Annotated in this window: 5 protein-coding genes; 4 read left to right on the forward strand and 1 reads right to left on the reverse strand. The window is 71.6% G+C overall.

From position 1 onward, the window contains the following. Window positions 1-3: 3 nt before the first annotated feature. Window positions 4-4221: an alpha-amylase family protein gene (locus CWOE_RS21630; protein WP_012935776.1), complete on the reverse strand. Its 4218-nt coding sequence runs from the start codon at window positions 4219-4221 to the stop codon at window positions 4-6. A gap of 347 nt (window positions 4222-4568) precedes the next feature. On the opposite strand from CWOE_RS21630, the gene CWOE_RS21635 reads away from it, so the two are divergent. The 4 genes from CWOE_RS21635 (at window position 4569) to CWOE_RS21650 (ending at window position 11753) form a co-directional block, all read left to right on the forward strand. Further along, window positions 4569-8810 carry an alpha-amylase family protein gene (locus CWOE_RS21635; protein ID WP_012935777.1) on the forward strand — a complete coding sequence of 1414 codons (4242 nt, stop codon included), beginning with the start codon at window positions 4569-4571 and terminating at the stop codon, window positions 8808-8810. Window positions 8811-8850: 40 nt separating this feature from the next. Then, the gene (locus tag CWOE_RS21640; protein ID WP_041730802.1) at window positions 8851-9678 is read left to right on the forward strand and encodes an MBL fold metallo-hydrolase; all 828 of its coding nucleotides are present in this window, start codon (window positions 8851-8853) and stop codon (window positions 9676-9678) included. Continuing rightward, the gene (locus CWOE_RS31210; protein ID WP_012935779.1) at window positions 9675-10406 is read left to right on the forward strand and encodes a GntR family transcriptional regulator; all 732 of its coding nucleotides are present in this window, start codon (window positions 9675-9677) and stop codon (window positions 10404-10406) included. The genes CWOE_RS21640 and CWOE_RS31210 overlap by 4 nt, the downstream gene beginning before the upstream one ends. 123 nt (window positions 10407-10529) lie before the next feature. After that, a complete protein-coding gene (locus CWOE_RS21650; protein ID WP_012935780.1) occupies window positions 10530-11753 on the forward strand; it encodes an ATP-binding protein in 1224 nt (407 codons plus the stop codon). The last annotated feature ends 14 nt before the right edge of the window (window positions 11754-11767 follow it).

Raw genomic sequence — 11767 nt, forward strand, 5'->3', positions numbered from 1 at the left:
TCCTCAGGGGCGCACCTCGAATCCGTCGACGTGGACCGTGTCCGCCGTCGCGTCGTAGTTGCGCGTGCCGGTCGGCTCGATCCGGATCGTGTGCGTCCCGCCGCTCGGCAGACTCGCCTCGAACACCGGCGTGCGCCACGCGCCGGACGGGCCGCGGACGCCGTAGGTGTCGACCCGGCCGGCGTACTCGCCGTCGAGGTACACCTCGGCGCGCCCGCACGCCCGGCACTGGCGCCCGAGCCAGGCGATGCGACGCCCGCTGAACGTGAACGTCGCACTCGCGCCCGCGCTGCCGGCGGACTTCACGACGCCGCCGGAGGCGCCCCCGTTCGCGACGTCCGTCCATCTGCCGGCGTACGCCACCGCTCTGTCGGACTCCTCGACGCGCGCCGACGGCGCGGTCGTGACCGCCTGGAACCCGTCGAGCGAGACGTTCGCCGCGCTCGCCTTCAGGTGCTTCTCACCGCGCGCCTCGACGCGGACGGTGTGCGCACCGACGCTCCCGAACGCGTGCGACCAGACCGGCACCGAGTCGCCCGGCTCGACCGCGTACAGGTCGACCGTCGCGACCTGCTGCCCGTCGAGCACGATCCGCGCCTTGCCCATGTCCGGGCCGACGCGCGCGAAGTAGGTCACGCGGTCGCCCGTGAACGCGTACGACGCGAACGGGGTGCTGCGTCTCGGTGGCGTGTCGCCGCTGTAGCGGACGAACGGGTCCCACTGCGTCGAGTCGTAGCCCCACGCGCCGTTCTTGCCGATCACGAAGCGGATCACGTCGCCCGCCGCCACGCTGACGCCGGCGACGTCCGTCGCGACCCCGGTCGTGTCAGCGGCCGCGATCGTCTGCGACCCCCAGATCGTCGCGCCGTTCTTGGTGATCTTCACGACGATCCCGTCGCCGCCGGTGTCGAGCTTCGCGGCGGTCCCGGTGATGTCGACGGTGCCGGCTCTCGGCGCCGTCCAGACGCGCGCGGTGTCGCCCGCCGGGCCTGGGTGGATCGCGTCGGGCCAGACGTAGCCGCCGCCCGCGTCGTGCCACTCGGGCCGGTTCAGGTAGCCGTCGCCGGTGTACGTGGCGATCTCCTGCCATCTCCCCGCGACCTCGTCCTGATAGCGCCAGTCGGCGCCGCCCTGACTCGCGCTGAACCCGCCGCAGGCATCTCCGCACTGCCCGGCGGCCGTAGAGACGGTCCCCAGGTGCGCGTCGATCTGGCCGGTAAGGCGCGCCCACGTGCCGCCGTACGTCACGCCGGCGCCGGGGGCGTCGTCGACCCCTGTCTCGGCGGCCGGCGGAGGCGTTCCCGCCGGCGCCGTCGCGGCCGACGCGTTGCCGTCGCCGTCGACCGTCCGCACCGTGTACGCGGCATGCTCCGACGCGGCCGGCGAGTGGTCGAAGTGGAAGCGGCCCTTCGCGACCGTCGCGATCTTGACGCCGTCGCGCAGCACCTCGTAGCGGCTGACCCAGCGGTCGTCGGTGCCCGCGCCCCAGCGCACCTCAACGCCGCTGAAGCCCATGTTCGTGCCGCGCGCGACCGTCACCGACGCGGGCGCTCTCGGCGCCGTCGTGTCGGTCCCCGCACTGGGGCGGTCGGCGAGGTTGAGGTAGACCAGCTCGCCGCCGGCGACCGACGGCAGCACGATCCCGTTCGTCATCAGGTCCGCGCCGGTGCGCGTCGCCGAGCCTCTCAGGACCGCGTAGGAGACGTGGTATCCCGCGGCGGGGTCGAGCCCCTTCGGGTGGACGGTCGTCGCGCCTCTCGGCGCGCCCTTGTAGACGATCAGCCCGCGCAGCTGGTCGCGGCTGAGCCGCTGGAACCAGTCGGCGTCGGTGCCTGTCGTCACCGGGTGGTACTGCCGCACCCAGCGGCCGACGACGCCCTCGCGCTCGAGGTAGCGGTACTGCTCGACGAGCTTGCGCATGCACTCGACCTGCCCGGCGTTCCACGTGTTGCCGGTGAAGTCCGGGTTGAACATCAGCGCCGCGTTGAAGCCCTGGCTGCAGTTGCCCGGGTTCCACAGATCCGGGATCCCGCTCAGCTTGTCGACGGGGAACAGCCGCGACGCGGCGTCGTGCTCGGCGGAGCCGCCGTGGTCGGTGAAGCTGAAGCTCGTCGACATCCGCAGGTACTCCCAGCCGATCTCGTGACCGCCAGAGTTGACCGACTGGATCGCGGAGCCGGGCCGCTCGTCGAGGAAGCGCTGCTGCGCGCGGCGGAACGCCTGGTCGTGGCCGAGCTGCTTGTCGGGCGCCCATGGCGCGATCGTGACGCCGTCGTTGCGCCACTGGTAGTCGCCCCACTCCAGCGCCTTGCCGATCAACAGGTCGCCGAACCACTGCTCGGCGCCGGTCTGGGTGAGGTCGAGCATCTGGCTCGGCGGCAGCGGGATCGGTGCCCGCGTGCTCCACCAGTCCGGGTGCTCGACGACCGGCGGCGTCCCCGGCTCGGCGTGGTACGCCGGGATGTAGATCAGCTGCTGCATGCCGGACTTCCGCAGGTAGTCCTTCGTCGCCCGCCAGTCGGGGCCCTTCCAGCTCCCGGCCTTGTCCCACCAGCCGTAGTCGCGGTGGTAGGTGTCGCCGCCGATCGCGCGCATCCGCTCGACGAAGCCGAAGACCTGCTGGGTGATGCCAGCCGGGTTCCAGTTCCCGCCCCAGTGGCTGCCCGCCGGCCACTGGCCGAGCAGGCGGACGGCGGCGAAGTAGTCCGGCCGCGTGTAGTCCCACATGTATCTGTACTGCCAGTCGAGCAGCCGGTTCGTCATGTCGTCGAGGTCGTCGGCGTACGTGCCGGTGAACGCCTGCGGGCTCGTGACGCTCTCGTTCGCGGCGAGCGTGCGGGAGTAGCCCGACAGCGCGAAGGTCAGCCCGCCGCGTGCGCCGGCCTGGTCGCCGATCCGCGCCGCCCAGCGGCCGAAGTGGTCGATCCCGGCGAAGACGCCGTCGCGCTCGGCGCGGTTGAAGCTCGCGAACCACGGGATGTAGTTGACGGCGGTCTGCGACCAGCCGGTGACCGGGCACGCCTCCCCGCGCAGCTCCTCGTAGCTCCAGTCGTGCGCGCCCTGCGCGTCGATGAACGCTCTCGACGCCGTCGTCGGCGAGCCGGATCCCCAGACCCAGTTGATTCTCGGGTCCCAGGCGGTCGCGTCGCTGCCCCAGTTGCCGTTGTTGGAGATCACGAAGCGGACGTTGTCGCCGTCGGCGACCTGCAGCTGGCCGAGGTTCACGTCGAACCCGGTCGTGTCGTCGCCGGCGAGCGTTCTCGGCCCGTAGACCGTCAGCCCGTTGCGCATGATCCGCACGCTGACGCCGTCGCCGAGCGGGTTCAGCTTCGCGACGTGGCTGGCGACGCTGATCGTGCCGGAGGTCGGGGCCGTCCAGGTGCGCGAGACGTCGTTGCTCGGCCCCGGGTGCTGCGCGCCCGGCCAGACGTAGCCGCTGCCGGAATCGTGCCACTCCTTCATCCCGAGGTAGCCCGACGGCGAGTAGTTCGCCAGCTCTCGCCAGCCGCGGTCGGTCTCGGGGCAGTTGAATCTGTCGTAGCTGTCGAAGGTGCGCGCGTAGTCGGCGTCGAGCGGTGTCGAGCGCACGGTCCACGAGCCGGCGGCCGCGCGAGCGCCGGTCATGTGCTTGAGGTCGACGTCGGCGGTCTCCTCGCCCATCACGCGCTGGTCGAGGATCGTCGGCCGCATCAGCTTGTGGCCGCTGCCGTCGAGGTTGCGGTACCTGGTCGACTCGCGCACGAGCGACTCGCCCGGGTAGACGAGGTAGGTCTTCGTCACCTCGACCTGCGGGCGCGCGATCGTGACGGTCAGCCGGATCGCGTCCTCGCCACCGAGTCTCACGCTCGCCGCGTCGCCGCTCGTGCACGACCAGCCGGCTCTCGCGCCGGTCAGCGTCGCGTCGTCCCAGACGAAGCTGATCTCCGGCGAGGTGTGTCTCGGCGAGACGTACTCGCGCGCCGGCGTGACGAGCTTGTTCTTGAAGCTCGTGAGGGTGTACGTCTGCGACGCGAACGTCAGCACGCGCTCATACGCGTCGGTGCCGATCGTCCACGAGCAGGCGTTCGCGCCGCTGGTGGCGTAGGCGTCCGCGACCGTCAGCGCGTGCGCCTGCGCGACCGGCAGCGCGGCGCCGAGCCCGAGCGCGAGCGCGCCGCCCGCGACCCAGCGCGCGCACCTCTTCCGCACGACCGCCGGGTGGCAACTGAGGTGTGGCCTCATCTCTCTCCGCTCCTCATTCTGGAAACTGTTAACCGTTATCCCGATGGGAACGTACCGGACGCGTCAAGCCGCGCCCCGGCCCCGCCAACGCCGCCCGAGCCCGAGGAGCGTCAATCCGCACCCCTACAGGGGTGCAAACCGACGCACCTCCGCCCACGGCCGCGACCTGCGTCAATCCGGTGCCCTATAGGGCCCAAACCGACACACCTCGCGCGCGGCGCCGGGCGCACCGGGCCGGCCGAGCGACACGGCGCCGCGCAACCGCCCGGGTTGACGCGCCGCCCGTCCAGCCACTACGGTCTCACCTCAAACAGTTAACTGAAAACCGTCAGCAAGAGGGGTCGAGGATGCGACGGACGGGACGGTCGGCGGTCGAGGCGGTCGGAGCGGTTAAGGCGCGGGCGCTCGCTGCAAAGGCGCTCGCGGCGACGACAGCGCTCGCGCTGAGCGCGGCGGCGGGGCTCGCCGCGGCGGCGCCAGCGCAGGCGCTCACGGTCGGCGACGGCTACGCGAACCAGGGCGCCAACGCCTGCTCGTGGACGTTCGGGACCGCCGCGATCGAGAAGACGGTCGCGTTGACCGCCGGGACGTTCGCGCTGACGAGCTTCAAGAACAAGCTCGTCACGCCGGTGCGCGAGTACGTCCAGGCCGCCGCGACGTCGAACGAGGTCCGCTTCCTGTGGGACGGCGCGACCGTCACGGGCGCGACGCCGGGCTGGTCGTGCGTCTCCGGCAGAGCGTCGGCGGCGACCGTCGGCGGCCAGCCCGCGATCGAGCTGCAGGTGACGATCGCGCGCTCGCAGGTGAGCGTCACGAAGCGCTACGTCGTCTACCCGTCCAGCGCGCTGATCCGCGAGTGGGCCGAGATCAGAAACGCCGACACCGTCGCACACGCGCTCCTGCGGCCGGCGTTCCTCGAGCAGAACCTGATGGGGAACGAGACGAGCGACACGTCCCTGCGCTGGATGACCGGCGCGCGCTCGACCGCCGACGCGTGGACACAGCGCTCGGCGCCGCTGAGCACGGGCTACGCGCGCACCTTCGACAGCCACGACAGATTCAACTGCTCGCAGGCGACGACCGGCTCCGACGGCTGGAGCGACATGACCGCCCGCACGCTGAGCGGCTACCTCGGCATGCGCGAGTGGCACGACGCGACGGGCGGCTACGTCTGGCCCGACGCGCAGCACCCCGGCCAGGGCCGCGCGACCGCGCGTACCTGGACCGTGCTGCGCGACGGCGTCGTCGACGTCAGCGGCAGAGCGGCCAAGATGAACACGAGCGGCGACGGCGTCGTCGTCTCGATCGAGCTCAACGGCACGACCGTGTGGGGCGCCAGAACGATCGCCGGGACCGACACGACCGGCATCGACACGAACGTCTCGGGGCTGAACGTGCGGACCGGCGACGTGATCCGCTTCGTGATCTCCGACAACGGCACGTGGAACTTCGACGCGACGCGTTGGGACCCGACAATCGCGTACCGCGGTGCGGGCGCGCCGGCCTACAGAGCGTCGAGCGGGTTCAGCCTCGCCCAGGGCGACCAGGGCTGGCGCTACCAGGACCGGACGCCGGCCGCCGAGCGCTGCGCGATCGCCGGCTGGGCGGAGACGTCCGCCAACTACATCCCGTGGCTGTCGCTGTGGAACGGCGCGCAGGACGACGGCGTCGCGATCGGCTTCGACTACCTCGGACGCTGGTCGGCCGAGACCGGCCGGCAGGACGGCCGCGCCGGCGCGCTCTCGCTGACGCTGCCGAACTACTCCGACACGCTCGCGCCCGGCGGGTCCGTGACGCTGCCGAAGGCGTTCACGCAAGTCTACGTCGACGACCTCGACGACATGACGAACCGCCTGCTCGACTGGCAGTACCGTTACATGTGGGACTACACGCGGCCGGACTACTTCGCCGCCGTCCGCATGCTCGGCGACTGGAACCTCGGCAGCCAGTGGATCCACAGATGGGACCAGGCAGGCACGTTGCAGAAGGTCTTCGGCCTGACGGCGCGGATGCGGGCGATCGGCGCGGACACCTACCACCGCGACAACGGCTGGTGGGACAAGCCCGGCAGCTGGAACGGCCCCGACTTCAGAGTCAGCGGCGACTACCTCTCGAAGTCCGGCATGCGCCAGCTCGTCTACATGTTCGCGTACAACGCGAACGGCGGATCGGACGCGATCAGAGACCACCCGACGTGGTTCGACCAGCGCTCCGCGTGCGGCTACGCCGAGCTGCTCGTCAACCTCACGCTGCCGGTCGCCGAGACGTGGATGCGCGACCTGCTCGTCTCCAAGGCCGAGCAGTGGGGCGACTTCCAGTGGCGCAACGACTCGTGCCCAGTCGGCGACACGAGCGGGGCGCGACAGCTCGGCCAGGACCAGGCGTTCCGCCGCGTCCAGCAGGGCTTCCTCGACCAGCGGCCCGGCTCCGCGATCCAGGGCGTCGACAGCGGCGGCAACTCGATCCACTACGAGTTCATGCGGATGGCGTCCAGCTTCAGCTTCTCCGACAGCAACGGCCTCTACGAGCAGTACGACGCCTCGCGGCTGTTCCCGGCCGACAAGCTGAGCGGGATCCCCGACCTCTGGAACCCGCGCAACTGCAACGTCACGTGGAACGTCCTGCTGATGTTCAACCCGGACTTCACCGGTGACCCCGACGACCCGGCGCGGATCGAGTGCATGCGCGCGCTCGTCGAGTCCTACCACTACCTGCTCTCCCAGCAGGTCGCCGGGCGCTGGTCCAAGCAGTACCACCCGCGCGGCAGCGACGCCGATCGCAACTGGTTCCAGCGCGTCAGCGGCGACGGCGAGCGCTCGCTCGTGATCTACCGCGGCTCGACCGCCGGCAGCAACGTGACCGTGTACCCGAAGGGCCTCGACCCCAGACGCACCTACGACGTCCGCTACGCCCGCACCGCCGGCAGCGCCTCGCGCAGCGGCGCGGACCTGATGACCAACGGCGTGACGTTCGCCTCGCTGCAGCCGGGCGAGCTGGTCTGGCTCGGGATGCCCAAGCGGCCCGGCGGCGGCCAGGACGCGGTCGCGCCGAGAGCGCCGTCGCAGGTGAGCGCGCACGTGCGCACGAACATGGGCCACGCCGGCGTCGAGGTGACGTGGGGCGCGGGCAGCGACGACAACTGGCTCAGCCGCTACGAGATCCTGCGCGACGGCGTGCAGGTCGGCAGCGTCGCGAAGGGCCGCGTCTTCTTCGACACGACGCCGGGCGCGTCGCCGAACGCCGTGTACGCGGTGCGGACGGTCGACGGCGACGGCAACCGCTCGGCGACGGCCGCCTCGGCGCCGTTCACGGCCGACACGAGCGGCGTCGAGGACGATGCGAGAGGGATCAGATACAGCGGCGCGTGGCAGCGCCGCAGCGGGCTGCCGGACGCGTCCGGCGGGACGGTCGCCACATCGGTTGAGTGCAGAGGCGCCTGCCAGGGCTTCAGCGCGACGCAGGGCGGCGCCAACTGGCGCTACCAGGATCTCGTCGGCGGGAGCTGGCAGGACATCGCCGCGTACCGCGCGAGCGGCTTCATGGGAATGCGCGAGTGGCACGACGCGAGCGGCGGGTACGTCTGGCCCGACGCGCTCCACCCCGGCCCGGCGAACGACACCGCGCGCACGTGGATCGCGCCGCGGGCGGGCAGAGTCGACGTCCTCAGCCACGTCGCGAAGCTCGACCCGAACGGCGACGGCGTGATCGTGAGGATCACGAAGAACGGCACGACCGTGTGGGGTCCGAGAACGCTCGCCGGGAACGACGCCGACGGGTTCGCCGCGAACGTGACGGGGCTCGCGGTGGCGGCCGGCGACGCGATCCGCTTCGAGATCGGCCGCAACGGCACGCACTCGAACGACGCGACGCGCTGGGACCCGTGGGTGTCCTACCAGGACGACCCGCCGCCGAACACGACGCCACCGAGCGCGAGCTTCACGTTCACGGGCAGCCAGATCACGTGGCTGGCGAAGCTCGGCACCGACCTCGGCCGCGCGAAGGTCTCGGTCGACGGCGTCGAGGACGCGACGATCGACCTCTACGCGCCCGACGAGAACAACTGGTCGATCCCGATCTACTCGAAGACGTTCCCGACGGTCGCGACGCGCACGATCACGGTGACGCAGGCCGGTACCCGGCACCCGCTCTCCTCCGGCGTCGGCGTCAGCGTCGACGGCTTCCAGCTGCTGACGAATGCGCCGAGCGTGATCGAGAACAGCGCCGGCGCGATCGCGCTCAGCGGCGGCGGCTGGTCGACGGCGAGCGGGAGCGGGGCCTCGGGCGGAACCGCGAGCGTCAGTGCGACCGCGGGCGACACGGCGACGGTGACGTTCACCGGCCGCCGGATCACGTGGGTCGGGCGGCAGTGCGCGGCGTGCGGCAGAGCGGACGTGTGGCTCGACGGCGCGTTCGCCGCGCGCGTCGACACGTTCGGGATGCGCGGGCCGACGGTGCCGCAGGCGGCGCCCTACCAGGCGACGTTCCCGACCGCCGGGCCGCACACGCTGCAGGTGAGGGTGCTCGGCAGACGCAACCACGACGCGACCGGCGACACCGTCACGGTCGATGCGTTTCACGTGCGACCGTAGAGGTATCGTTAACGAAAACCGTTGCCAGAATGAGGAGTCCGTGCCGAAGTCACTCGACAGCGCCCAGCAGCAGGATCGCCCGGTGGGCCTGGCGTGGATCGGCCAGGCCGGCTACGCGATCGAGGCACCCGGCGGGCAGGTCTGCCTGCTCGACCCGTACCTGTCGGAGTTCGCGCTGGAGGAGCTGGGACTCCCACGCGTGGCGCCGATCGTGCTCGATCCCGCGACGACGCACGTGGACGTCGTCGCGATCACGCACTCCCACCACGACCACCTCGACCTGACGACGTGCCAGGCGCTCGCGGGCGCGAACCCGGACGTCGTCTTCGCCGGCCCGTCGAGCATCGTGGCGCGGCTCGTCGGCCGCGGGGTGCGACGCGAGCGGATCGTGACCGTCGAGCGCGGCGAGAGCGTGGAGGTCGGGCCGTTCGCGTTCCACGGCCACTACGCGCGCCACGAGGTCAGAGGCTGGCTGACCGAGGACGCGCTCGCGTTCGTCGTCGAGGTCGGCGGGACGCGGATCCTCCACAGCGGCGACACCGAGTACGACCCGCGCTGCCTCGCCGTGCACGAGCGCGGGCCGTTCGACGTCGGGATCTTCGTCGCCAACGGCTCGGGCGGCTGCATGAACGCGCTGGAGGCCGCGCTGATGGCGCACCAGCTCGCTCCCGCCGTCGCGATCCCGTGCCACTACGGCATGTGGGCGCCGGAGGGCTACGGGCCGGGCCACTCGCCCGACGGCCTGCCGACGCTCGATCCGCGCCTGTTCGCCGAGGCGTGTGCGAAGCTCGGCGGGCCGGCGACGCGCGTGCTGGAGCTGGGCGAGCGCGTCGACCTCCAGCCCGCAGGGGTGATCACCAACGCATGAGCCGAGAGCCGACCGACCCGACGACGAGCCTGAATCTGGGCCGCCATGCCGCGATGCCCGGTGGGATGGCGGGCCAGCACGCGGTCAAGCTGGAGCGCAGCATCTACTCCGGGCGCGTCGCGTCGATCCTCCGCGAGGCGATCGTCGAGGGCTCGCTCGAGGCCGGGTCCCCGCTCGTGGAGGCGCGCCTTGCGGCGCAGCTGGCGGTCAGCCGCGGGCCGGTCCGCAACGCGCTGCACGTGCTCGAAGGCGAGGGCCTCGTGCGCACGCAGCCGAACGGCCGCTCGATCGTCGTCGGCTTCTCGGCGGCCGACCTCGACGACCTCGTCAGCGTCCGCCTCGAGCTGGAGTCGACCGCGATCCAGCGCGGCGTGGCGGCGAGAAACGACACCGCGCCGCTGCGCGCCGCGTACGAGCTGGTCCACGCGGAGGGCGCCTCGACACAGCGGCTCGTCGACCTCGACATCGACTTCCACCGCGCGCTGCTGGAGTTCTCCGGCAGCCGCTTCCTGACGCAGGCGTGGCTCGCGCTCGCGCCCGTGATCCACACCGTCATCACGATCGGCAACCGCCGCATGGCGGAGGCCGACCCGGACGAGAACTTCACCCGCATCCTCTCCGTCCACGAACCGCTCGTGAAGGCGATCGAGCGCTACGACGCGAGAAGAGCGCTGAGGCTGCTCGGCGAGCAGTTCTCGGTCACGAGAGAGATGTTCGCGGGGCGCTGAGCGCGCCGGCCCGGCGGCGGGCAGGAGGTACAGCACCTCCTGGGCAGAAGGTAAAGTATCTCCCGGGCAGGAGGTATAGTCACTTGCATGACAGCCGCTGCGAATAGGGCGTACCAACCCCGAATGCTCGATTTCGCGCTCGACGAGCTTCTCACCGACCTGCCGGCGCTTCTGATCGTCGGGCCACGGGCGTCGGGCAAGACGACGACCGCGGCGCGGCGTGCGGCGAGCACCGTGCGACTCGACGTCCCGGCGCAAGCCGCCGCGTTCCAGAGCGACCCTGACGCCGCGCTGCGGAACCTGACGGAGCCCGTCCTGCTCGACGAGTGGCAGGTCGTCCCAGAGGTGCTCGGCGCCGTGAAGCGCGCGGTCGACGCCGACTTCCGCCCGGGCCGCTTCCTCGTGACCGGCTCGGTCAGAGCTGGGATCGAGCAGGAGATGTGGCCCGGGACGGGGCGGCTCGTGCGCATCGAGATGTACCCGATGTCAGTTCGCGAACAGCTCGGAAGGGCATCCGCAGCGACGTTCTTCGACGCCCTCGCGGACGGCGCGCCGCCGCCGCAGCCGACCGACCCTCCCGATCTCCGCGGGTACGTCGACCTCGCGCTGCGCGGCGGGTTCCCGGCGCCTTCGCTCCGCCTCCGGCCGCCGGCGGCTCGGCAGTGGCTCAACGGCTACGTCGAGGAACTGCTGCTGCGCGACGTCGCGCAGCTGTCGGGCGGCGCGACGCGACCACTCGACACGCAGCGGCTGCGCCGCTACTTCGAGGCGTATGCGCTCAACTCCGCCGGCGTCGCAGAGCACAAGACGATCTACGACGCCGCAGGCATATCGAAGGTCACCGCGATCGCCTACGAGGCGCTCCTGACCGACCTCTTCGTCGCCGAGCGCATGCCGAGCTGGACGTCGAACCGGCTCAAGCGCCTCGTCCAGCAGCCGAAGCGGTACCTCGTCGACTCGTCCCTGATCGGCGCCGCGGTCAGTGTCGACACGGCCGGCGTCATGCGCGACGGCGACCTGCTCGGCCGGTTGCTCGACACGTTCGTCGTCGGTCAGCTGCGCGCCGAGCTCGGAGTGTCGAGGTCCCGACCTCGCCTGCACCACCTGCGCACGCGAGAGGGCCGCCAGGAGGTGGACGTCGTGGCGGAGCTGGCGGGGCAGCGGGTCGTCGGCATCGAGATCAAGGCGAGCGCCGCGCCAAAGAGCAGCGACGCCCGTCACCTCGCCTGGCTGCGCGACGAGCTGGGCGACCGCTTCGCGGCCGGAGTCGTGCTGCACACCGGCCCGCGCGTCTTTCAGCTCGACGCGGGCATCGTCGCCGCGCCGATCGCGTCGCTCTGGGCCTGAATCGACCGCCCGAC

Origin of the sequence: Conexibacter woesei DSM 14684, assembly GCF_000025265.1 — a bacterium.
GTDB classification, from domain to species: Bacteria; Actinomycetota; Thermoleophilia; order Solirubrobacterales; family Solirubrobacteraceae; genus Conexibacter; species Conexibacter woesei.